Raw genomic sequence first — 22,510 nt, forward strand, 5'->3', positions numbered from 1 at the left:
TACATGCCCACACCATCCCCTGCTACCCCTGCCCTGGCCCTGCTGCTGGCGGCCATGGCGTGCTGGGCGCAGCCTGCGGCGGCCCAGGTCATGCGCTGCACCGACCCGGCCACGGGCCAGGTGACCTACACCGACGGCGGCTGCCACCGCGGCGATGCGGTGCGCGAGGTGCAGGAGCGCCAGTCCCCGCAGGACATCGCGCGCGAGCGCCAGCAGGCGGCCGAGGCACTGGAACGCAGGCAGGAGCGCCTGCGGCTGGAGGCCGAACAACGGCGCGATGCACAGCAGGCCGAACGCGCAGCACGCCAGGCCACCACCGCCCCCCGCGACGACCCGGCCCAATCCATGGCATGCCGGCAAGCGCGCCGGCAGCTGCAGCAGGTGCTGGCCACCATGGGCCAGGGCATGTATGACGAGCAGTCGCGGCTGGACGCCGCCCAGCGCCAGGCGGATCTGGCCTGCCTGAGCCCGGCCGAGCAGGCTCGCACCGAGCGCCGCCGCGACCACCACCCCGGCCACGCCACGCCCTACTACGCCCCGCCGGTGGTGGTTGTGCCACCCCGCCCCATGCCGCCACCGCCACGGCGCGAGATCGCCAACTGCAACGTGTTTCGCTGCTACGACGCCCAGGGCAATACCTACCCACGCTGACCCGCAGGCAGCAGCCCTGTATGCACCGTGGGGTAGCGCAGGCGCAGGCGCAGTTCGCGCGCCATGCGCGTGGTCACCAGCCGGCGCGACTCGCTCATGAAGCTCAGCAACGACAGCGGCAGCTGCTCCTGCGCCTGGCTGCGCGGCACACGCGGCGGGCGCGGCAGGCCGTACAGGTCGGCCGCCAGGTCAAAGTAGTCGCCCATCTTCAGCTGGCTGTCGTCGGCCACGTTGTAGGCGCGCTGCGCCCGCCCACGCCACAGCGCGGCCACGCAGGCGCGCGCCAGGTCGTCGGCATGGATATGGTTGGTATAGACATCGTCGGGCGCGGCCAGCACCGGGGTGCCGCGACGCAGCCGCGCCTCGGGCGTGCCGCCCGCGCGATCGGGCGCATAGATGCCGGGCACGCGCAGGATGCTCAGGCGCAGGCCGGCGCGCCCCAGGTGGCGCAGCGCGCGTTCGGCATTCACGCGGCGCAGCGCACGCGGCGTGGCCGGCGCCACGGGGCGCGACTCGGCCACCCAGTCGCCGGCGCAGTCGCCATACACCCCGCTGGTGGAGACATAGACCAGCGCCAGCGGCAGCGCACGCCGGCGCAGCGCACGCGCCAGCGCCAGGCTGCGCGCATCGATCTCGCCCAGCGCCGGGGGCGGCGCCAGGTGCAGCACGCGCGTGGCCAGGCCGGCCAGGCGCGCCAGCGACGCGGCCGCGTCCAGGTCACCCACGAGTGGCGTGATGCCGGCGGCGCGCAGTGCGGGTACGCGCTCGGGCGACTGGGTCAGCGCCAGCACCCGCAGGCGCGCTTGCAGGCCGCGCGCCACGCGCAGGCCTATGTCGCCGCAGCCGATGATGAGCAGGCGCTGGCGCCGAAAGCGCGCCGGCAGGGCGCCGAGAGGGTTTTGGTTTGAGGGCAAAATCGGCTCCGTCGAGCGAGGCGGGGCCTCGGCCCCGGCATGAAAACATCCAAGGATACCGATACATGACGAGTCCACAGACCGCGCCAGCGGCCTTTCAGATCAGCGTGCAGCCCAGCGGCCGCACATTCCAGGCGCAGGGCGACGAAGCCATACTGGCGGCCGCCATCCGCAGCGGCGTGGGCCTGCCCTATGGCTGCAAGGACGGCGCCTGCGGCTCCTGCAAGTGCAAGAAGCTGAGCGGCTCGGTGGTGCATGGCGAGCACCAGCACAAGGCGCTGAGCGTGGAGGAAGAAGACGCCGGCTATGTGCTGACCTGCTGCGCGCGCGCGCTGACCGACGTGGTGCTGGAGTCGCGCCAGGTGACCGACGAGAGCGCCTACCCCATCAAGAAGCTGCCGGTGCGCGTGACCACGCTCACGCGCGCCTCGCACGACGTGATGCAGCTGCGCCTGCAGCTGCCGGCCAACGACCAGTTTCGCTACCACGCGGGCCAGTACATCGAATTCATATTGCGCGATGGCTCGCGCCGCGCCTACTCCATGGCCAACGCGCCGCACACCCAGGAGGCCACGCCCGGCCTGGAGCTGCACATACGCCACATGCCCGGCGGCAAGTTCACCGACCATGTGTTCGGCGCCATGAAAGAGAAGGAAATCCTGCGCGTGGAGGGGCCGTTTGGCAGCTTCTTCCTGCGCGAGGACTCCAAGAAGCCGATGATCCTGCTGGCCTCGGGCACTGGCTTTGCGCCCATCAAGGCGCTGATCGAGCGCATGCAGCACCAGAAGATCAGGCGCCCGGCCGCGCTCTACTGGGGCGGTCGCCGCCCGCGTGACCTGTACATGGACGGCTGGATACGCGAGCGCCTGGCCGACCTGCCCCAGCTGTACTACGTGCCCGTGGTGTCCGACGCCCTGCCCGAAGATGAATGGACGGGCCGCACAGGCCTGGTGCACCAGGCCGTGCTGGACGACTTTGCCGACCTCTCGGGCTTTCAGGTCTATGCCTGCGGCGCGCCCATCGTGGTCGATTCGGCGCGCACCGCCTATGGCGAGCAGCGCGGCCTGCCGGCGGAGGAGTTCTTCGCCGACTCCTTCACCTCGGAAGCCGACAAGCACGGCGGCTGAAATCGCCCAACCGCGCACACCGCAGGCTGCCAGCGGGCAGCCGATATCGCTTTTCTTTCTCTCACGCCCATCCATGAACCGCAGACAACTTCTTCTTTCGGCAGCGGCCGTTGCCGCAGCTTCCGTCACCTCCCTGGGCCATGCCCAGGACGGCACCATCCGCCTGGTCGTGCCCTATGCGCCTGGTGGCCCCATCGACGTCACCGCGCGCGCCCTGGCCGAGCGCGTGCGCGACAGCCTGGGCACGGTGATCATCGACAACAAGGCCGGCGCCGGCGGCAACATTGGCGCCGACCTGGTGGCCAAGTCCGCGCCCGATGGCCTGACCATAGGCATTGCCGCCACGGCCACGCATGCCGTCAACCCCTGGCTGTACAGCCGCATGCCCTACGACGCGGCCAGGGACTTTGCCGCCATCACGCAGATGGTGCGCGTGCCCAATGTGCTGGTGGTCAACGCCGCGCGCGCCGAGCAGCTCAAAATCCACAGCCTGCAGGATTTGATTGCCTACGCCCGCGCCAACCCCGGCAAGCTCAACTACGGCAGCGGCGGCAACGGCAGCGCCGGCCATCTGGCGGGCGAGATGTTCAAGCAGAAGGCCGGCATCTACGCCCTGCACATCCCCTACCGCGGCGCCAGCCCGGCGCAGCTGGCGCTGCTGGCCGGCGAGGTGGACTTCAACATCGACAACCTGGCTGCCGCCGCGCCCAACATCAAGGCCGGCAAGCTCAAGGCACTGGCCGTGACCTCACTGGCCGCCAGCCCCATGCTGCCCGGCGTGCCGCCGCTGTCGAGCAGCTTCAAGGGTTTTGCCATCGACACCTGGTGGGGCCTGGTGGCGCCCGCCGGCACGCCCGGGCCGGTGATCGCCCGGCTGAACAAGGCCTTCACCGATGCCCTCAGGGCCCCCGAGACCAAGACCCGTTTTGAGGCCCTGATGGCCGAGCCCGTGCCCACCACGCCCGAGCAGTTCGACGCCTTCATGGCCGCCGAGCGCGCCAAATACCAGCAGGTGGTGAAGGCATCGGGCGCCAAGGTGGACTAAAAACAATAGCTGCTCACGCTTGATGGATGGCGTTTATCAAATGTTTTCCATTCATAAACGCCAAATGACAAGCGCGAACAGCTATCAATTTTGCAGCCACTGCTGCGCCGTCGCCACGCACTCCATGCGCTGGCCGGCCACGGCGGCGAGTTGCTGCGCATCCACCAGCGGCGGGGCCAGTTCCGCCAGGGGCAGCAGCACGAAGGCGCGTTCGCCCATGCGCGGGTGGGGCACGGTGAGCTCGGCGCTGTCCAGCCGGAGCGTGCCATACAGCAACAAGTCCAGATCCAGCGTGCGCGGCGCGTTGCGGTAGGGGCGCTCGCGGCCGGCGGCCTGTTCAATCCGCTGCAGGGCGTGCAGCAGCTCCAGGGGGGCCAGCGTGGTGTCCAGCTCGGCCACGGCATTGAGGTAATCGGGCCCGCCGGCATCGACGGGCGCGCTGCGGTAGAGCGATGACACGCGCAGCAGCCGCGTGCCCGGCAAGGCTGCCATGGCCTGCACGGCGCTGCGCAGGGCGGCGCGCGCGTCGCCCAGGTTGGCACCCAGGCCTATCCAGGCGCTCACGCCAGGTCTGAGCCCGTGCCTGCCTCGCCGCCCCCGGCGGGTTTGCGGCGGCGCCGGCGGCGCTTCTTGGGCGCTGCGGCGTCGCCATCAGCGCCGTCCACGCCGGCCGGGCCTTCGGCCGCAGGCACGGTGGCCGGCTCGGCCGCCTTGGGCACGCGCCGCACCACCGGCTGGGCCTTGCGCTGGCGCGCGCGCTGCTCTTCGCGCACCTGCTCGATCATGTCCTCGCGGCGTGCATCGTCGGCCAGCGAGAACTGCTGCCACCACTCGGCCAGGCCTTCCTCGACCTCGCCGACATCGGCGCGCAGACGCAGGAAGTCAAAGCCCGCGCGAAAGCGGATATGGGCAATCATGCTGAAGGGGGTGCTGCCCGAGCGCTTTTCAAAGCGCGGCTGCATGACCCAGATCTCGCGCATGTCCGCCGCCAGCTTGCCGCGCCCGGAGACATCGCCGATGCGCTTGTCGAACACCTCGTCGATGGCGTCCTGCAGCGCCGGGAAGGCGTGCTCGCCGCGTGTCAGGCGCTGCTCCCAGCCGGCCTTGACGTCCTGCCACAGCACGCAGGCCAGCAAAAAGCTGGGCGCCACGGTCTTGGCCTCGCCGACGCGGCGGTCGGTGTCCTGCAGGGCCGCCTGCACGAAGGTGCTGGACGCGCGCTCGACCACCACGTCCAGCAGCGGGTAAATGCCCTTCTCCAGCCCCAGCTTCTGCAGCTGTGCGATGGAAGCCAGCGCATGGCCGGTCTGCAAGAGCTTGAGCATTTCGTCGAACAGACGGCTTTGCGGCACCTCCTGCAGGAGCGGCTCGCAGGCCACCAGGGGCTTGGCGGTCTTGGGCTCGAGCGCAAAGCCCAGGGCGCTGAGCTTGGCGGCAAAGCGCACGGCGCGGATGATGCGCACCGGGTCTTCGCGGTAGCGCGTGGCCGGGTCGCCAATCATGCGCAGCACGCGCTTTTTGGCGTCGTCTATGCCCTTGTGGAAATCCACCACCACCTGCGTCTCGGGGTCGTAGTACATGGCGTTGACGGTGAAGTCGCGCCGCGTGGCGTCCTCGTCCTGCGGGCCCCAGACGTTGTCGCGCAGCACGCGGCCGCTGGCGTCCACGGCATGCTGCATGCCGGCCAGGGCGTGCTTGCTGGTTTTCTCGTTGCCGCTCACGGCCTCGGCCGCGGCGTTGTCCAGGTAGGCGCGGAAGGTGGAGACCTCGATCACCTCATGCTCGCGCCCGCGGCCGTAGACCACATGCACGATGCGAAAGCGCTTGCCGATGATGAAGGCGCGCCGGAACAGCCCCTTGACCTGCTCGGGCGTGGCGTTGGTGGCCACGTCGAAGTCCTTGGGCTTCAGGCCCAGCAGCAGGTCGCGCACGGCGCCGCCGACGATGTAGGCCTCGAAGCCCGCGTCCTTGAGCGTGCGCACCACGTCGCTGGCCCGCCTGTCCACCAGCCCGGGATCAATGCCGTGCACTGCCGCGGGCACCTCCTGGCGCTTGCCAAAGCGGCTCTTGGCGCCGCGGCCCGAGGGACTCTTGCCGAGCAGTTTGTCGATGAAGGTCTTGATCATTTTTTTAGGCGTGAAACAGGTCCAGGACGCGCCAGCCGCGCTCCTGTGCCAGCGCGCGCAGGCGCGCATCGGGGTTGGTGGCGACGGGGTGGTTCACCTTCTCCAGCAGCGGCACGTCGTTCATGGAGTCGCTGTAAAACGTGCTGTCCACGTCCTGCCACGACAGGCCACGCCCGGCCAGCCACTGCTGCATGCGCTGCACCTTGCCCTCGCGCATGCAGGGCACGCCCAGGATCTCGCCGGTGATCCAGCCGTCCGCGTCGCGCGCCAGCTCGGTGGCCAGCAGCTGCGGCACGCCCAGGGCCTGGGCGATGGGGCGGGTGACGAATTCGTTGGTGGCGGTGATGATGAGCACCTCGTCGCCCGCATCATGGTGCTTTTGCAGCAGCGCGCGCGCCTGCGCGTGGATGGCCGGGGCAATCACCTCGCGCATGAACCGGGCGTGCGCTTCGGCAGCGGCGGCAGCGCCGCGCAGGCGCACCGCCTCGGTGGCAAAGCGCACATAGTCGTGCACGTCCAGCCGCCCTGCCACGTAGTCGTCGTAAAAGGCCTGGTTGCGCCGGCCAAACTCCTCGCGATCGGTCCAGCCGATGCGGGTGGTGAACTCGCCCCACTCGTAGTCCGAATCGAGTGGCAGCAGGGTGTGATCCAGGTCGAACAGCGCCAGCCGTGGACGGGGCGCCGATTGGTCAGAAGGCATGGGTTTTCCAGTGAAGCCGAAGGCCGGTCATTCGGTCTCCAGCATGGTTTTGAGCAGCGGTATGGTCACGGCGCGCTGGGTGCGCAGCGCAAAGCCGTCAAGGCGCTCCAGCAGCTGCGCCAGGCTGCCCAGGTCGCGCGAGAAGCGGCTGAGCATGTAGTCCATCACTTCGTCGGCCAGAACGATGCCGCGTTCATCGGCCTGCTGACGCAGCACGGCGCGGCGCTCGGCCTCGTCCAGCAATTGCAGCTGAAACACATGGCCCCAACCCAGGCGCGTACGCAGATCATCGCGCAGCGGCAGGTCGGCCGGCGGCAGGTTGCCGGCGGCCAGCACCCAGCGCGGCACGCCGGCCGTGGGGTTGATGGCGTTGACAAACCAGTTGAACGCCGCCGCCTGCTGGGCCGTGCTGTAGAGCTGCACGTCGTCCAGCAGCACGGCGCTCCAGCGCTCGTCGAATGCGGTCGGCACGGCCACCGAAGGATCGAGCCAGCCCACGCTGGCGCCCTGGCTGCGCAGGGCGTCATAGGTGGCCTTGAGCAAATGCGTCTTGCCCGTGCCGGCATCGCCCCACAGGTAGCTGGGCACGGGCGAGCGCGGCGCGGCGCCGTCACCCACGGCCAGGCGCAGGTGCTGCAGCGCCTGGGCATTGGGCCCGGCGTGGAAGTTGTCCAGCGTGGGGCCCGTGGCCAGGCCGATGTCGAGCGCCAGTTGCTTCATGGGGCTGATGCCGGCACCTGGTCATTGGCAGGTGCGGCGAATAGGGGCTTTGGCAAAGGAAAGGGCATGGCCCAGGGACAGGAAAAACAGCCCGGCCAGGCATGGCCGAGACGAAATGCAAAACGTTTGATTTTAGTCGGTCGCCATGTACCACGGCGGCCACCCCTTGTGCCAGCCGGCGCGCCATGGGGACAGAGGTAACCAGGTGCTACCGACACAAGAATTCAAGGGTTTGCACCAGCCGCCATCCGGGGGCGCGTCACTAAGCTTTTCAGCCTCTTTCAGAGCAAATCACCCAAACCCGAGCACCTGGTCAAGGCGCCCGCGACGACGCCCAGACCGCGCTCATTCGCCAAGAGGAATGGACCATGTACAAGAAGACTCTATGGGTTATGGCCGCACTGCCCGCGGCGGTATTTCTCGCCAGTTGCGGCGGCGGTGACGGCGACCGCCTGATAGTCGATAGCGATCCCAACAGCTGCACCGTGCGCAGCAGCGGGGGCGCTGCGGTGGTCGTGGGCTCCGGCGTGAGCGGCGACCCGGCGGCGCCGGAGAAGGCCTCCGGCTACCGCCTGGGACTGACGGCCAAGCATTCCAGCAAATACATGGCCGTGGCCAACACCCCCTTGGCCACCAAGGCCGGCTGCGACGTGCTCAAGGCCGGTGGCTCGGCGGTGGACGCTGCCATCGCCATGCAGGCCGTGCTGGGCCTGGTGGAGCCGCAGTCGAGCACCATCGCCGGCAGTGCCTTCATGGTCTACTACGACGCGAAAACCAAGAAGGTCACGGCCTACGACGGGCGCGAGACCGCTCCCGCGGCCGCCACCAACTACTACCTGGTGCGGCAAGACCAGGGCGACACGACCTCGCCAACACCCGTGCCAAGTGCGCGGCGCAGCGGCCGTTCCATCGGCGTGCCGGGTGTGATGCGCATGCTCGACCTGGCACACAAGGAGCATGGCAGGCTGGCCTGGAACGGACTGTTCGACTACGGCATACAGCTGTCCACGAATGGCTTCCAGATTCCCGGCCGCCTGGGCGCGGCCATCGCCAGCAATGCCAGCAGCCTGGCGCTGGATGCCAACGCCATGGCCACCTACTTCCACGCCGATGGCACGCCGCGTATCACGGGCGAAACCATGACCAACCTGCCCTACGCCAGGACGCTCAAGGCCCTGGCAGCCCAGGGTGCAGATGCACTGCACACGGGAGACATCGCCAAGGCCATCGTTGCCAAGGCCGGGCAGACGGTGGGCGACGACCCGGCCAAGACACCCATCACCCCCAGCCTGATGACCCTCAGCGACCTGGCCAACTACAAGGCCAAGAAGCGCGAGGCGGTGTGCACCAACTACCGCAACACCTACCATGTGTGCACCATGTCGCCGCCCTCGTCGGGCGGCATTGCCATTGCGCAGTCGCTGGGCATTCTGAGCCAGTTCGACCTGGCGCAGTACGCGCCCAGCAACCCGGCCAACGAAGGCGGCGTGCCCAGCGTGATGGGTGTGCATCTGGTCTCGGAAGCCGAGCGCCTGGCCTACGCCGACCGCGACAAGTACGTCGCCGACACCGACTTCGTTCCGCTGCCGGCCCAGGGCCTGGCCTCGCTGCTCAGCCCCGACTACCTCAAGCAGCGCGCCAGCCTGATCAGCCTGGACAAGAGCATGGGCACGGCCGCCCCGGGCGACTTCGGCCCGGTGCCGCAGGGCGTGGACAAGACGCCGGAAAATGGCACGACCCACCTGTCGGTGGTCGATGCCTATGGCAACGCGGTGTCGATGACGACCACCGTGGAATCCAGCATGGGCTCATTCCACATGGTGGAAGGGTTCTTGCTGACCAACCAGCTGACGGACTTCTCGGCCAATCCGGTGGACAGCAATGGCCTGCCCGTGGCCAACCGCATCGCCCCGGGCAAGCGCCCGCGCAGCACCATGGCGCCCACCCTGGTCTTCAAGGGCAACGCGCCGGGCGACTTGGTCATGGCCACGGGTTCACCGGGCGGCGGCGCCATCATTCAGTACGTGCTGAAAACCGTGGTCGGCGCGCTCGACTGGGGGCTGGATGCGCAGCAGGCCACCTCGCTGGTCAACTTTGGCGCGGCCAACAGCCCGACCACCGGCGTGGACGGCTCCAACACCACGCTGGATCTGACGGCCTTGGTCAACGACCTGAAGGCCAAGGGGCATACGGTCAGCAGCAATGCCCAGTCCAGCGGCGTGGCCACCATCATGCGTGTGACCAAGGATGGCAGGGCGCAACTGCAGGGCGGCGCAGACCCCCGGCGTGAGGGCATCGTGCTGGGCGACGGCTCGCTTTGAACCCCTGCCCCCATGCTCCTCAAGCCCCGCCCATGGCGGGGCTTTTTTCCTGCCAAACGGGCATTGGCCAAGTTCACGCGGCGGGCCTTTAAAATTACCGGTTTGTGCCGCACCGGCCAAACCCCAAGTCCCGCAATATTCATGAGCTCCTCTACCCCCTCCACCCCCATCTCGTACAAAGACGCCGGCGTTGACATCGACGCGGGCGACGCGCTGGTCGAGCGCATCAAGCCCCTGGCCAGGAAGACCATGCGCGAGGGCGTGATGGCCGGCATCGGCGGCTTTGGCGCGCTGTTCGAGGTTCCCAAGCGCTACCAGGAGCCGGTGCTGGTCTCGGGCACCGACGGCGTGGGCACCAAGCTCAAACTGGCCTTTGAATGGAACATGCACGACACGGTGGGCATAGACCTGGTGGCCATGAGCGTCAACGACGTGCTGGTGCAGGGCGCGGAGCCGCTGTTCTTCCTCGACTATTTCGCCTGCGGCAAGCTCGATGTGGACACGGCCGCCGCCGTGGTGGGTGGCATTGCGAGAGGCTGCGAGCTGTCCGGCTGCGCCTTGATCGGCGGCGAGACCGCCGAAATGCCCGGCATGTACCCGGCCGGCGAGTACGACCTGGCCGGTTTTGCCGTGGGCGCGGTGGAGAAGTCCAAGATTCTCAATGGCCAGAACGTGACCGCCGGCGACATGGTGCTGGGCCTGGCTTCCAGCGGCGTGCACTCCAACGGCTTCTCCCTGGTGCGCAAGTGCATAGAGCGGGCCAGCGCCAATGGCACGCTCCCGGAGCAGCTCGATGGCAAGCCCTTCAAGGCCGCCATCATGGAGCCCACGCGCCTGTACGTGAAGAACGTCCTGGCCGCGCTGGCGCAACACCCGATCAAGGCCCTGTCCCACATCACCGGCGGCGGCCTGCTGGAGAACATTCCGCGCGTGCTGCCCGACGGCCTGGCGGCCCACCTGAAGGCCGGCAGCTGGCCCCAGACCGAGCTGTTTGCCTGGCTGCAGAAGACCGCCGGCATCGATGACCTGGAGATGAACCGCACCTTCAACAACGGTATCGGCATGGTCGTGGTCGTGCCCTCTGATGCCGCCGAGGCCACGGCCGCAACACTGCGTGCGCTGGGCGAGACGGTGTACCAGATTGGTGCCATTGCCGAGCGTGGCGCGGGCGCCGCCGTGGTTGTTGCCTGACCCACGGCATCCACCCAACATGTCATCGGGACCGGTGCCGCAAGGCGCACCCGAACCCCTGCCGACGTCCAAGAGCGCCGCTGCACCAGTGGCGCGCGGCGTGGCCATCGCCAGCTTTGTGCTGATGGGTGCCGCCCTGCTGCTGGTCATGCTGCAGGGACTGCTGCCCGGGTTGTTGTGCGTGTGCCTGGGCTTTTTGCTCACGCGCTGGCTGGCGCCGCGACTGGTGCGGCTGCGCCGGCTGGGCCCGGGCGGGCGCGGCTATTCCCACAGCGGCCAAAGCGTGGCCGCGGCGGTGGTGATGCTGTCACCGCTGCTGCTGATCGCTTTCGCACTGTCGCACTCGCGCACCTACATCGTTGATGCACCCCAGCAGTACCGTGAGTTGCTGGACTATCTGGCAAGCACCGTTCTGGAGCTGCGCCAGAAACTTCCGCCCGATATCGCAGACCAATTGCCCGCCGGCACGGCCGAGGTGCAGCGCGTCATCGCCTCCTACCTGGCGGCCAAGGCCGGCACCCTCGCCATGGCCGGACGAGCCTGGCTCACGGGCCTGCTGTATGCCTATGTCGGCCTGCTCATAGGCGCGCTGGCGGCCGTGCGCAGCCTGGGCGCGGCGCGCGGCCCGCTGACGCAGCAGCTGGTGCTGCGCGTGGCCCGCATGGGCGAGGCGTTTCGCCAGATCGTGGCGGCGCAGTTCTGGATTGCCGCCTTCAATACCCTGCTCACGGCCGTGTTCCTGTTGCTGGTGCTGCCGCTGTGGGATCTGCGCTTGCCCTACACGCCGGCGCTCATCACCCTCACCTTTCTGGCCGGGCTGGTGCCCATCGTGGGCAACCTGCTGTGCAACGCCGTGATCACGCTGGTGGGCCTGTCGGTATCCCCCATCGCCGCAGCTGCCTGCCTGTCATTCCTGATCCTGATCCACAAGGCCGAATACGTGATCAACGCCAAGGTCGTGGGCCGGCGCACCCATATCGGCGTGTGGGAACTGCTTTGCGTGATGTTCGTGGCCGAGGCGGTATTCGGCCCGGCAGGGTTGGTGGCCGCCCCCTTGTTTTATGCCTATCTCAAGAAAGAGCTGGCAGCGGCGCGCCTGATATGACGACGGCACCGCGATTTTTTCTCATGCACCATGCCTGCCCTCGTCAATGGGCAGGCCTTGGGCTATTCTGCTGTCTGGCGTCAAAGCGCCCGACATTTTTTCAACTCACCACAAGGGAGACACCCGCATGACCATTCTCGTCGCCTACGTTCCTCGCCCAGAAGGCCGGGCCGCGTTGGACAAGGGGATAGAAATCGCGACCCGCCGCAATGAGCGCCTGGTCGTCATCAACGCCGGACCTGGCGGGCGCCAGGACGATCCCAGCATCGTCAACGGCTATGAAGTCGAACGCGTCGAGGAACGCCTCACAGCGCTGCCCATCACCGCCGAGTTCCGCCAGTTCGTGCGCGGCAAGAGCGCCATTGATGAAATCGAGGAACTGGTCTCGGCGCTGCAGGTGTCGGTGCTCGTGATCGGCCTGCGCAAGCGCTCACCCGTGGGCAAGCTGCTGCTGGGCAGCATGGCGCAGGAAATCCTGCTCAACGTCGAATGCCCGGTGCTGGCCGTCAAGGCCACAGCCTGACGAGCGCCGCCCTCGCCTGCGCGCCCGCCACCATGGCGGGCGTTGTCGTTTTCAGGGCCTGCGCAGCTCCAGGATGCGCTGCTGTATCTGCCGCACATCGCCCGCGCCCTGGGCGTGCGCCAGATAGACCTCCAAATCCTGCGCCGCCTGCAGCGGCCGCCCCAGTTCCGCCTGTGCCAGGCCGCGGTCGCGCCATTCTTCCCAGGCGTCGGGCAGCAGGGTGATCAGCCTGTCCTGCACGGCCACGAAATGCTGCCAGTCCAGGCGCGTGCGGTGAATTTCCTTGAGGTTGCGCAGCATGCGCGCCAGCATGTCGCGCGCGCTGGCGGCCTGCAAGTACAGACCCAGGGGCACCTCCTCCTGTACCGCGCCCTGATGCTGGCGAAAAGGCTCCAGGCGCTCGCTCAGCGCCTCGCGCGAAAGAGCGTGGCCAGAAATCGGATCAAGCACCGCCTGCCCGCCCGGCAACAGCACCTTGACCAGAAAATGCCCGGGGAAGGACACCCCATACGCCTTCAGCCCCACAGCCTGTGCCAGCTCCAGCCACAACAAGGCCAGCGATATCGGAATACCACGCCGGGTGCTCAACACCACATGCAGGTAGCTGTTGTCGGGCGCGTAGTAGTCGTTCAGGTTGGCGCTAAACCCCAGCTCACCATAGAAAAAGCGATTCAGAACATTGAGCCGCTGCAGCGGCTGCGCGTCTTGCGGCATGCGGCGCTGCAGGCGCTCCTGCAGCCTGTCCATCTCGTCCAGAAACTGCTGCACGTCCAGGTCTGGATAGGTGTCATGGGCAATGCAGGCCGCAGCCTCCAGCAGGGCAATGGCATCACCCTGCCCCACTTGCACCAGTGCAGCAAAATATTCCAGCGGTGTGGGTACAGAGTAGTTCGATGGCATGGGCTGCTCGCCAATATCCGCAGGCCTACCGGCGCAGGAATTCGCGCGGCTTCAGCCCGCAGGCCCACAGCGCACCAAAATAAAGCACGATCGCGACGCCCAGCAGCAGCGCCAGCAAGCCTGCACGCTCCAGGCTGTGAGCGCGCAGCGCCAGCCAGTCGAAATGCAGCGAGCCCCAGGCCAGAAACACCGCCAGCAACGCACTCGCCGCCACCACCTGCAGCCCCAGGCGCCCCCAGCCCGGCCGGGGACGGAAGCTGCCGCGGCGCAGCAGGCCCGAGAGCAGCCACAGCGCATTGATGATGGCCCCCAGGCCGATCGACAAGGCCAGGCCGGCATGCGCCAACAGCGGCACCAGTGCGGCATTCATGAGCTGCGTGAACACCAGCACCACGATGGCGATGCGCACGGGCGTGCGAATGTCCTGGCTGGCGTAGTAGCCCGGCGCCAGCACCTTGATGGCCACCAGGCCCAGCAGGCCCACGCCATAGCCGGCCAGGGCCACGGCGATCTGGCCCACGTCGCTGGCCTGCAGGGCGCCATGGTGGAACAGCGTGGCCACCAGCGGCGTGGCAAAGGTCAGCAGGCCCACGGCGCAGGGCACGGCCAGCAGCACCACCAGGCGCAGGCCCCAGTCGAGCATGCCGGAATAGCGCTCCTCATCGCCCGCCGCCCTGGCCGCCGACAGCTGCGGTGTCAGCACCACGCCCAGGGCCACGCCGAGCAGGGCCGTCGGAAACTCCATCAGCCGGTCGGCGTAGAACAGCCAGGTCACGCTGCCCGGTGTGAGATAGGACGCGATCTGGGTGTTGATCATCAGCGAGATCTGCGCCACCCCCACGCCCAGCAAGGCCGGCGCCATCAGCGTGAGGATGCGGCGCACGCCCGGGTTCTGCCAGGCGCTGCGCACGCTGGCCCAGCTCATCCCTATGCGCGGCAGCAGGCCCAGGCGGTACAGCACCGGCAGCTGCACCGCAAGCTGCAGCACGCCCCCCAGCATCACACCGCCGACCATGGCGTAAATGGGCTCGATGCCACGCGCCGCCAGCTGCGGCGCACCCAGCCAGGCGGCGGCAATCATGCACAGGTTCAGCAGCACGGGTGTGGCGGCCGGCACGGCAAAGCGTTTCCAGGTGTTGAGCACGCCCGCCGACAGCGCCACCAGCGACATGAAGCCGATGTAGGGAAACATCCAGCGCGTCATGAAGATCGCGGCCTCGAAACCCGCTGCATCCTGGCGCAGCCCGCTCGCCAGGGCCCACACCAGCAGCGGCGCGCCCACCACGCCCAGTGCGCAGGTCAACAGCAACACCCAGAACAGGGCCGTGGCCACGGCGTCGATCAGCTGGTGTGTGGCTTCCTCGCCATGCTGCGTCCTGTGCGCCGCCAGCACGGGCACAAAGGCCTGGCTGAAAGCCCCTTCGGCAAACAGGCGGCGAAACAGGTTGGGGATGCGGAATGCGACGTTGAACGCGTCGGTCAACACATTCGCCCCGAAGATCGAGGCCATGAGCAGGTCGCGCACCAGCCCCGTCACGCGCGAGGCCAGGGTCAGCAGGGATACGGTGGAAGCGGCTTTGAACAGTGACACCGGCGCAAGTGTATGCGTTTGACGCCGCGCTAGCCGCGAAGCAACGCACGGGCTATAATGGCCGGCTTTGCTGACAACATCCTCAGACACTAAGGAATACATACCATGGCATCTACCAAGCCAAAGAAAAAGAACCCCCGCCTGGCATCGGGCCGCAAGCGCGCCCGCCAAGGCCTGAAGCTCAACGCAGCCAACACCTCGCTGCGCTCCAAATACCGGACTGCCGTCAAGAACGTCGAGAAGGCCGTCCTGGCCGGCGACAAGACCAAGGCCACCGAGCTGTTCGCCAAGGCCCAGTCCGTGCTCGACACCATTGCCGACAAGGGCATCTTCCACAAGAACAAGGCCGCTCGCGACAAGAGCCGCCTGTCCGCCAAGGTCAAGGCCTTGGCACTGGCCGCCTGACCCTCTCAGGCAAACAGCCCGGGTGATTGCAGTCACCCGCCGTTTGTAACGGGTGCGCTGTCAGCAAAGCAAAAAACCGCCCAAGGGCGGTTTTTTTGTGTCTGGCGCATGGCGCCCCGCAGTCAACGCGGCGGATCGGGCAGCAGGCAAGCCTCGACAATCTGCAGGTTGTTGTCTTTGGCAAAGTTGAGCACAAAGTCCCAGGCCATGGGCTCGAAGTCCTGTAGCTCGCGATTCACCACCACGCATTTCACGCCGCCCATCGTCGTCGGAATGCACCAGGGGGAATAGCTCAGGTGGCTGCCGGGCCGGGCGCCACCAGGGCGGAACTGGCTCATCACTCCCGCCAGCCGCTCGGCCCAGTCGCTGGGTCGGAAGGTTCGCCCTTCATGGGTAATGCCTTGGATGAAGACTTCTTTGGAGGTGGGAGCAACCATCGGGTTCCGGTCGTAATAAAGGCCGCTGGCCTGGTATGTCAGCGTGGCGCCGATTCTAACTCTTATATAAGAGCTAACCCTAATAACAGCCGCTGCCCACCCTGCATGGTTGATGTACGCATGACTGCGATGCGCATTCTTCAATGATGCGCTTGGGGCCAGCGCCTAGAATCGCGCTTCCCTTTTGTCGGCCCACAAGGGCCATGACCGTACCGCAGGAGAAGTCCGCATGACCGCATTTATCGAGGCTGCCTCGCCCCACGTGATGAACACCTATGGCCGCGTGCCCATCGCACTCGAGCGCGGCCAGGGTGTGCGCGTGTGGGACGTGAACGGCAAGCAGTACCTCGACGGCCTGGGCGGCATCGCGGTGAACACGCTGGGGCACAACCACCCCCGTCTGGTGCCGGCGCTGCAGGAGCAGCTCGCCAAACTGATCCACACGTCGAACTACTACCATGTGCCCGGGCAGGAACAGCTCGCTGCGCTGCTGACCGAACGCGCCCAGATGACCAACGTGTTCTTCTGCAACACCGGCCTGGAGGCCAACGAGGCCGCCATCAAGATCGCGCGCAAGTACGGCGTGGACAAGGGTATTGAAAAGCCTGTGATCGTGGTCTACGACCACGCCTTCCACGGCCGCTCCATCGCCACCATGACGGCCACGGGCAACCCCAAGGTGCGGAACGGCTTCGGCCCGCTGCTCGACGGCTTCATCCGCGTGGCGCCCAACGACATCGAGGCGCTGCAGGAGGCCACCGAGGGCAACGCCAACATCGTTGCCGTGCTGATGGAGCCCATCCAGGGCGAAGGCGGCCTGCACCCCATGCGCGTGGACTACCTGCAGCAGGTGCGCCAGCTGTGCGACGCCAACGGCTGGCTCTTGATGCTCGACGAGGTGCAGGCCGGCATGGGCCGCACCGGCAAGTGGTTTGCCCACCAGTGGGCCGGCATCGTTCCTGACGTGATGACGCTGGCCAAGGGCCTGGGCTCGGGCGTGCCGGTGGGCGCGGTGCTGGCGCATGGCGCGGCGGCCGAGGTGCTCAAGCCCGGCAACCATGGCTCCACCTTCGGCGGCAACCCGCTGGCCATGCGCGCCGGCGTGGAGACGATCCGCATCATGGAAGAAGACCGGCTGCTGGACAACGCCACGGCCGTGGGCGCGCACCTGAAGGCCGCGCTGCAGCAGGCGCTGGGCGGCATAGCCGGTGTGAACGAGGTGCGCGGCCAGGGCCTGATCATCGGCGTGGAGCTGGACCGCCCCTGCGGCGCGCTCATAGACCGCGCGGCGGACGCCGGCCTGCTGCTGTCGGTGACGGCCGAGCGCGTGATCCGCCTGGTGCCGCCGCTGATCCTCACGACCGCCGAGGCCGACGAGATCGTCGCCCTGCTCAAGCCCCTGGTGCAAGCCTTCCTGGCCGAATGAAAGCCCCGTTATGAAGCACTACCTGCAATTTGCCGATTTCAGCGCCGACGAGTACCAGTACCTGTTCTCGCGCGCCGCCATCATCAAGGGCAAGTTCAAGAGCTACGAGAAGTACCACCCGCTGGCTGACCGCACCCTGGCCATGATCTTCGAGAAGGCCAGCACGCGCACCCGCGTCTCGTTCGAGGCCGGCATGTACCAGCTGGGCGGCTCGGTGGTGCACCTGACCACGGGCGACAGCCAGCTCGGGCGCGCCGAGCCCATCGAGGACAGCGCCCGCGTCATCAGCCGCATGACCGACCTGGTGATGATCCGCACCTTCGGCCAGGACAAGATCGCGCGCTTTGCCGAATATTCGCGCGTGCCCGTCATCAACGGCCTGACCAACGAGTTCCACCCCTGCCAGATCCTGGCCGACATCTTCACCTTCATCGAGCACCGCGGATCCATCGCCGGCAAGGTGGTGGCCTGGGTGGGCGACGGCAACAACATGGCCAACACTTGGCTGCAGGCCGCCGACCTGCTTGGCTTCACCGTCCATGTGAGCACCCCCGGCGGCTATGAAGTAGATGAAAAATTGGCCTTCGGCGCCCGCCAGCCGCGCGCAGACTGCTACAAAGTTTTTAGCAACCCGATGGACGCCTGCCGCGGCGCCGACCTGGTCACCACCGACGTCTGGACCAGCATGGGCTACGAGGCCGAGAACGAGGCGCGCAAGAAGGCCTTTGCCGACTGGTGCGTGGACGCCGAGATGATGGCCGTGGCCAAGAGTGACGCCCTGTTCATGCACTGCCTACCCGCGCACCGCGGCGAGGAGGTCATGGCCGACGTGATCGACGGCCCCCAATCCGTCGTCTGGGACGAGGCAGAGAATCGAATGCACGTGCAGAAGGCACTCATGGAGTACCTTCTGCTCGGCCGGGTGGCGTAAGCCACACGGCTGCGCGCAGCGCAGGCATTCGATTCCGGCGCAGGCTCATATCCGCGCAGCGGATGTGAAGCGGCCGCAGGCCGCGCGCCGAAGCCAAAACCGCATGCACGTGCAAAAGGCACTCATGGAGTACCTTCTGCTCGGCCGGGTGGCGTAAGCCACACGGCTGCGCGCAGCGCAGGCATTCGATTCCGGCGCAGGCTCATATCCGCGCAGCGGATGTGAAGCGGCCGCAGGCCGCGCGCCGAAGCCAAAACCGCATGCACGTGCAGAAGGCACTCATGGAGTACCTTCTGCTCGGCCGGGTGGCGTAAGCCACACGGCTGCGCGCAGCGCAGGCATTCGATTCCGGCGCAGGCTCATATCCGCGCAGCGGATGTGAAGCGGCCGCAGGCCGCGCGCCGAAGCCAAAACCGCATGCACGTGCAAAAGGCACTCATGGAGTACCTTCTGCTCGGCCGGGTGGCGTGAGGCCAACGCGGTTGCAATCACCCCCCGGGTAGCTCACCATCCCTTGCTCCCCCACGACAGCTCCAGCGCTCAGGTGCGCGGGCTCCACCTTGCCAAGTCCCATGATGTGCAGCACCTGGCAGCCGTGCGCGAGCAGGTGGTCGGCGACGATGCGCCGATGGCAGCGCCACCAGACGGCCTCGGCACACATCAGCGCGCAGCGTTTTTGCTCGCTCAGCATCAGCAGCTGCTGCAGGCCCTGGGCAAACGCCTCTGTGCAGGCGTAGTCCGCATAGCGGTGAAAGCTGGCGTTGCTCCACCAGCCATTGCGCTGGCCGTCCATTCCTGGGCTGCGTCCGCGCAGGCCGCCCAGCGCCGCCAAATGCAGATAGCCCACGCCCTGCGTGGCCAACGCGGCGGCCAGCGCGTCGGCGTTGAACTGCGGCTGCGCGCGCGAGCCGGTCAGCTTGCGAATATCCACCAGGCACTGCACATCGACCTGCGCCAGCAGCGCCAGAAAATCCGCCAGGCTGTGGTTGGAATGGCCGACGGTGTAGACGGTCGGCATCATGGGATGCGCTGCAGCACCGCGCCGCGGTGCGCGGCGATGTGCTCGGTCTTGTCGCTCTGGATTTCGTACTGCGGGTTCTCGGGCGTCGCGCGGTGCCGGTGGCCCTTGTAGTCAAAATCCTGCGTGTGCACGGCGATGATGCGGCCGGTCACGAAACCGGCCTCGGAATTCCAGCGCACATGCTCGCCGATGCGAAAATCCTGCCCCATGGTTTTTCCTCCTGCACGCGGCGCGCGCCCATGACCGACGCCTACCGCCACCACATGATGCGCCCGCCGCATCGCATGCACGCCCCGATCTGATCGCCCGGTGGCTTGTCCGCGGGCGCGTTTCCTCCTCTACGCCCACCGGCAGCCCCCTCCTGACAGGCGCCTCGCGCTCCTTCGGGCTGTCCGCCTGGCCCGAAACCATGTCCGATTCCGTCCATCCCTGCCTGACCTGTGGCGCCTGCTGCCACGAATACCGTGTCGAATTTCCCGTCTACGAACTGCAATCCATGGGCGGCAGCGTGCCCGATGCGCTGGCCCATGAGGTGCATGGCAACCGCTGGCGCATGGATGGCACGCAGCGCCATCCGGTGCGCTGCGTGGCGCTGACAGGACGCTGCGGCAAGCAGTCGATCTGCAGCATCTACGAACGACGACCTTCGACCTGCGACCAGTTCCAGATGGGCACAGAGCGCTGCAACGAAGCGCGTGCACGCCACGGCCTGCCGCCGCTTTATGCGCCCCGGGAAGATTTTCCGCTCGCGGCCTGATGCCAATTTATAGGGCAAAAATGGGTTCTAACACCCGTCCATCAAGTGCCTACAGCTATTGATTTGATTGCAAACTATCGGCGTTGCGTGCCACTGGCGCGGGCGGCGCCACGCTCTGCTGCTGCACCCCGGCCTTGGCCCGCGTACCGCAGCCGCCGCAGCTGCTGCAACCACCACCACCGCCACTGCCGCAGCCACCCGGCCCCGCAGCCAGCCCGGGGTGCACGCGGCCCAGGCGCTGGCGCCAGGCGGCAGGCAGATAGCGCCAGGCCATATAGGCCACGGCAACGACAACGATCAGGGCGACGATGAGTTCTTGCAACATGCTTCAACCTCCGCCCCATGCCAGGGCCAAGCGATAGGTCACGAAGCTGGCGCCATAGGCCAGCGCGAACAGATAGGCCGTCATCACCAATGGCCAGCGCCAGCCGTTGGTCTCGCGCCGCACGGCGGCGATGGTCGAGACGCATTGCGGCGCGAAGATGAACCACACCAGCAGCGACAGCGCCGTGGCCAGCGACCATTGGCCGGCCAGCAGCGGCGCCAGCTGCGCCGCCGTGTCGTCGGCCGAGGCGGCAATGGCGTACACCGTGCCCAGGGCGCTCACCGCCACCTCGCGCGCGGCCATGCCGGGCACCAGGGCAATGCTGATCTGCCAGTTGAAGCCTATGGGGGCGAAGATCATTTCCAGCACGGCGCCCAGGCGGCCGGCCAGGCTGTATTCGATGGCCGCTCCGGTGGCACCCTCGGGCGGCGCCGGGTAGGTCGAGAGAAACCACAGCAGCACCGTGACGGCCAGGATGATGCCGCCCACGCGGCGCAGAAAGATGCCGGCGCGCTCCCACAGGCCGAGCGCCAGGTTGCGCGGGCTGGGCCAGCGGTAGCTGGGCAGCTCCATCAGCAGCGGCGCCACGCCGGCACTGCGCCGCGCCAGCCGGGCCACCGCCGCCACGGCCATGGCGCTCAGGATGCCCCCCAGGTACAGAGCAAACAGCACCAGGCCCTGCAGGTTGAACAGGCCGGCCACCTCGCGCTCGGGGATGAAGGCCGCGATGAGCAGCGCATACACCGGCAGGCGCGCCGAGCAGGTCATCAGCGGCGCTATCAGGATGGTCACCAGCCGGTCGCGCCAGTCAGGGATGGAGCGCGTGGCCATGATGCCCGGCACGGCGCAGGCAAAGCTGGACAAGAGCGGGATGAAGGAGCGCCCCGACAGGCCCACCACGCCCATGATGCGGTCCAGCAGAAAGGCCGCGCGCGGCAGGTAGCCCGACTCTTCCAGCGCCAGGATGAAGAAGAACAGGATCAGGATCTGCGGCAAAAACACCACCACCCCGCCGACGCCGGCAATCACCCCGTCGGCCAGCAGGCTGCGCAGCGGGCCGTCGGCCATGTGGGCATTGAGCCATTCGGCGGCCAGCGCCGTGGCGCCCTCGATCCAGCCCATGGGCAGCTCGGCCCAGCTGAACACCGCCTGGAACATCAAGAACAGCGTCACCGCCAGCAGCAGCGTGCCCCACAGCGGGTGCAGCACCACGGCGTCGATGCGGTCATCCTGCTCCAGGCGCTGCGCCGGCTCGCGCACGGCCAGGCCCATGATGCGGCGTACCTCCTGGTGCAGGCGCTGCACGCGCTGCGGCTGATCCTGCTCCAGCGCGTTCAGGGCCGGGGCCGGCGCATCGGTCGGCGGCCGTGGTTGTACCGGGCCATCTGGCCTGGCCTGATCCAGCCAGTGCAGCAGCTCCTGCGCGCCATCGGTGCGCACGCCCACGGTGGCCAGCACCGGCATGCCCAGCTCGCGCGCCAGCAGCGCACGGTCTATGGCGATGCCCTGGCGCTGGGCCATGTCGCTCATGTTCAGCACCAGCACCATGGGCAGGCCCAGCTCGCGCGCCTCCAGCACCAGGCGCAGGTTCAGGCGCAGGTGCGTGGCGTCGGTGACGCAGACCAGCAGCTCGGGCACGGCCTCGCCGGGGCGCCGGCCCGTGACCACGTCGCGCGTCACGGCCTCATCCAGGCTTTGCGCATGCAGGCTGTAGGCGCCGGGCAGATCCAGCACGCGCACGCGCCGGCCGCTGGCGGTGGCAAACACGCCCTCCTTGCGCTCCACGGTCACGCCGGCGTAGTTGGCCACCTTCTGGCGCGCGCCGGTGAGCAGGTTGAACAGCGCCGTCTTGCCGCAGTTGGGGTTGCCCAGCAGGGCGATATGGGTAAACGCTGCCGCCGCAGCCTGGCCCGCGCTCATGCCGCGCCCCTCGGCACATGCACCAGCACCTGCGCGGCCTCATGGCGGCGCAGCGCAAACGTGGCCTGGCCCACGCGCACGGCCAGTGGATCGGCCGTGGGAAAGCCCTTGGCGATGACGCGCACCGGCTCGCCGGGCAGGAAGCCGATCTCCATCAGGCGCAGCGCCATGGCGCTGGCGCGCCCATCCTCGGCCTGGCGCAGGCCGGCCACCACGGCGGGCACGCCGCGCGGCAGGCTGTCGAGTCCCTGGGTTTGCTGGGTTGCCTGGGTATCGCCCTGGAGTTGCATGTTCTATGGGTGTTGCAAATAAAAATGGTTCTCATTTTAATGCATCGGCGCGCCCTGGGCTTGATCCAGCTCAGCGCCTGGCAG

24 protein-coding genes are annotated in these 22,510 nt (G+C 67.7%); 11 read left to right on the forward strand and 13 right to left on the reverse strand.

Annotation, left to right across the window (positions count from 1 at the left end; translation table 11 throughout):
- Positions 1-3 precede the first annotated feature (3 nt).
- The gene (locus tag P4826_RS06925) at positions 4-651 is read left to right on the forward strand and encodes a DUF4124 domain-containing protein (protein ID WP_317703120.1); all 648 of its coding nucleotides are present in this window, start codon (positions 4-6) and stop codon (positions 649-651) included.
- Here the strand turns inward: P4826_RS06925 and P4826_RS06930 are convergent.
- Complete coding sequence (locus tag P4826_RS06930) at positions 639-1,565, reverse strand: NAD-dependent epimerase/dehydratase family protein (RefSeq protein ID WP_317703121.1); 927 nt, start codon at positions 1,563-1,565, stop codon at positions 639-641. The genes P4826_RS06925 and P4826_RS06930 overlap by 13 nt on opposite strands.
- A 65-nt stretch (positions 1,566-1,630) precedes the next feature.
- Between P4826_RS06930 and P4826_RS06935 the strand changes: the two genes are divergently transcribed.
- The gene (locus tag P4826_RS06935; RefSeq protein ID WP_317703122.1) at positions 1,631-2,692 is read left to right on the forward strand and encodes a CDP-6-deoxy-delta-3,4-glucoseen reductase; all 1,062 of its coding nucleotides are present in this window, start codon (positions 1,631-1,633) and stop codon (positions 2,690-2,692) included.
- 73 nt (positions 2,693-2,765) lie between these two features.
- A complete protein-coding gene (locus P4826_RS06940) occupies positions 2,766-3,737 on the forward strand; it encodes a tripartite tricarboxylate transporter substrate binding protein (RefSeq protein ID WP_317703123.1) in 972 nt (323 codons plus the stop codon).
- A gap of 84 nt (positions 3,738-3,821) precedes the next feature.
- On the opposite strand, the gene folK is transcribed toward P4826_RS06940, so the two are convergent.
- From folK to hda, 4 genes are read right to left on the reverse strand one after another with little or no spacing between them, the layout of a single operon-like run.
- Positions 3,822-4,301: a 2-amino-4-hydroxy-6-hydroxymethyldihydropteridine diphosphokinase gene (gene folK, locus P4826_RS06945; RefSeq protein ID WP_317703124.1), complete on the reverse strand. Its 480-nt coding sequence runs from the start codon at positions 4,299-4,301 to the stop codon at positions 3,822-3,824.
- Complete coding sequence (gene pcnB / locus P4826_RS06950; RefSeq protein ID WP_317703125.1) at positions 4,298-5,863, reverse strand: polynucleotide adenylyltransferase PcnB; 1,566 nt, start codon at positions 5,861-5,863, stop codon at positions 4,298-4,300. Before pcnB ends, folK begins: the two co-directional genes overlap by 4 nt.
- Before the next feature lie 4 nt (positions 5,864-5,867).
- Entirely contained in the window at positions 5,868-6,563 is a 696-nt protein-coding gene (locus P4826_RS06955; protein ID WP_317703126.1) for a histidinol-phosphatase, read from the reverse strand.
- 27 nt (positions 6,564-6,590) lie between these two features.
- Complete coding sequence (gene hda, locus P4826_RS06960; protein WP_317703127.1) at positions 6,591-7,283, reverse strand: DnaA regulatory inactivator Hda; 693 nt, start codon at positions 7,281-7,283, stop codon at positions 6,591-6,593.
- A 368-nt stretch (positions 7,284-7,651) separates the two neighbouring features.
- Between hda and P4826_RS06965 the strand changes: the two genes are divergently transcribed.
- The 4 genes from P4826_RS06965 (at position 7,652) to P4826_RS06980 (ending at position 12,423) form a co-directional block, all read left to right on the forward strand.
- The gene (locus tag P4826_RS06965; RefSeq protein ID WP_317703128.1) at positions 7,652-9,604 is read left to right on the forward strand and encodes a gamma-glutamyltransferase family protein; all 1,953 of its coding nucleotides are present in this window, start codon (positions 7,652-7,654) and stop codon (positions 9,602-9,604) included.
- Between the two features lie 141 nt (positions 9,605-9,745).
- On the forward strand, positions 9,746-10,795 hold the full coding sequence (gene purM, locus P4826_RS06970; protein ID WP_317703129.1) for a phosphoribosylformylglycinamidine cyclo-ligase: 1,050 nt from the start codon (positions 9,746-9,748) through the stop codon (positions 10,793-10,795).
- A 19-nt stretch (positions 10,796-10,814) separates the two neighbouring features.
- On the forward strand, positions 10,815-11,900 hold the full coding sequence (locus P4826_RS06975) for an AI-2E family transporter (protein ID WP_317703130.1): 1,086 nt from the start codon (positions 10,815-10,817) through the stop codon (positions 11,898-11,900).
- Positions 11,901-12,027: 127 nt separating this feature from the next.
- Positions 12,028-12,423: a universal stress protein gene (locus P4826_RS06980; protein WP_317703131.1), complete on the forward strand. Its 396-nt coding sequence runs from the start codon at positions 12,028-12,030 to the stop codon at positions 12,421-12,423.
- A gap of 51 nt (positions 12,424-12,474) precedes the next feature.
- Here P4826_RS06980 and P4826_RS06985 read toward each other — a convergent pair whose 3' ends face one another.
- The gene (locus tag P4826_RS06985) at positions 12,475-13,323 is read right to left on the reverse strand and encodes a SirB1 family protein (protein WP_317703132.1); all 849 of its coding nucleotides are present in this window, start codon (positions 13,321-13,323) and stop codon (positions 12,475-12,477) included.
- A 25-nt stretch (positions 13,324-13,348) separates the two neighbouring features.
- The gene (gene murJ / locus P4826_RS06990; RefSeq protein WP_317703133.1) at positions 13,349-14,914 is read right to left on the reverse strand and encodes a murein biosynthesis integral membrane protein MurJ; all 1,566 of its coding nucleotides are present in this window, start codon (positions 14,912-14,914) and stop codon (positions 13,349-13,351) included.
- Between the two features lie 105 nt (positions 14,915-15,019).
- Between murJ and rpsT the strand changes: the two genes are divergently transcribed.
- Positions 15,020-15,319 carry a 30S ribosomal protein S20 gene (gene rpsT, locus P4826_RS06995; RefSeq protein ID WP_317703134.1) on the forward strand — a complete coding sequence of 100 codons (300 nt, stop codon included), beginning with the start codon at positions 15,020-15,022 and terminating at the stop codon, positions 15,317-15,319.
- 122 nt (positions 15,320-15,441) lie between these two features.
- Here rpsT and P4826_RS07000 read toward each other — a convergent pair whose 3' ends face one another.
- A complete protein-coding gene (locus P4826_RS07000) occupies positions 15,442-15,756 on the reverse strand; it encodes a DUF3579 domain-containing protein (protein ID WP_317703135.1) in 315 nt (104 codons plus the stop codon).
- 229 nt (positions 15,757-15,985) lie between these two features.
- Between P4826_RS07000 and P4826_RS07005 the strand changes: the two genes are divergently transcribed.
- Entirely contained in the window at positions 15,986-17,182 is a 1,197-nt protein-coding gene (locus tag P4826_RS07005) for an aspartate aminotransferase family protein (RefSeq protein WP_317703136.1), read from the forward strand.
- A gap of 10 nt (positions 17,183-17,192) precedes the next feature.
- Positions 17,193-18,113, forward strand: a complete 921-nt coding sequence (gene argF, locus P4826_RS07010; RefSeq protein WP_317703137.1) for an ornithine carbamoyltransferase — start codon at positions 17,193-17,195, stop codon at positions 18,111-18,113.
- A gap of 436 nt (positions 18,114-18,549) precedes the next feature.
- Here the strand turns inward: argF and P4826_RS07015 are convergent, their stop codons facing one another.
- On the reverse strand, positions 18,550-19,134 hold the full coding sequence (locus P4826_RS07015) for a DUF488 domain-containing protein (RefSeq protein ID WP_317703138.1): 585 nt from the start codon (positions 19,132-19,134) through the stop codon (positions 18,550-18,552).
- On the reverse strand, positions 19,131-19,343 hold the full coding sequence (locus tag P4826_RS07020) for a hypervirulence associated TUDOR domain-containing protein (RefSeq protein WP_317703139.1): 213 nt from the start codon (positions 19,341-19,343) through the stop codon (positions 19,131-19,133). Before P4826_RS07020 ends, P4826_RS07015 begins: the two co-directional genes overlap by 4 nt.
- A 200-nt stretch (positions 19,344-19,543) precedes the next feature.
- Here P4826_RS07020 and P4826_RS07025 point away from each other — a divergent pair, with 200 nt between their 5' ends.
- Complete coding sequence (locus P4826_RS07025; protein ID WP_317703140.1) at positions 19,544-19,891, forward strand: YkgJ family cysteine cluster protein; 348 nt, start codon at positions 19,544-19,546, stop codon at positions 19,889-19,891.
- Positions 19,892-19,946: 55 nt separating this feature from the next.
- Here the strand turns inward: P4826_RS07025 and P4826_RS07030 are convergent, their stop codons facing one another.
- The 3 genes from P4826_RS07030 to P4826_RS07040 are packed head-to-tail and all read right to left on the reverse strand — an operon-like array spanning position 19,947 to position 22,426.
- Positions 19,947-20,216 carry a hypothetical protein gene (locus tag P4826_RS07030; RefSeq protein WP_317703141.1) on the reverse strand — a complete coding sequence of 90 codons (270 nt, stop codon included), beginning with the start codon at positions 20,214-20,216 and terminating at the stop codon, positions 19,947-19,949.
- A 3-nt stretch (positions 20,217-20,219) separates the two neighbouring features.
- Complete coding sequence (gene feoB / locus P4826_RS07035) at positions 20,220-22,136, reverse strand: ferrous iron transporter B (RefSeq protein ID WP_317703142.1); 1,917 nt, start codon at positions 22,134-22,136, stop codon at positions 20,220-20,222.
- A complete protein-coding gene (locus P4826_RS07040) occupies positions 22,133-22,426 on the reverse strand; it encodes a FeoA family protein (protein WP_317703143.1) in 294 nt (97 codons plus the stop codon). Before P4826_RS07040 ends, feoB begins: the two co-directional genes overlap by 4 nt.
- Positions 22,427-22,510: the final 84 nt, after the last annotated feature.

It is taken from the genome of Diaphorobacter limosus, assembly GCF_033100095.1.
Classification (GTDB): domain Bacteria; phylum Pseudomonadota; class Gammaproteobacteria; order Burkholderiales; family Burkholderiaceae_C; genus Alicycliphilus; species Alicycliphilus limosus.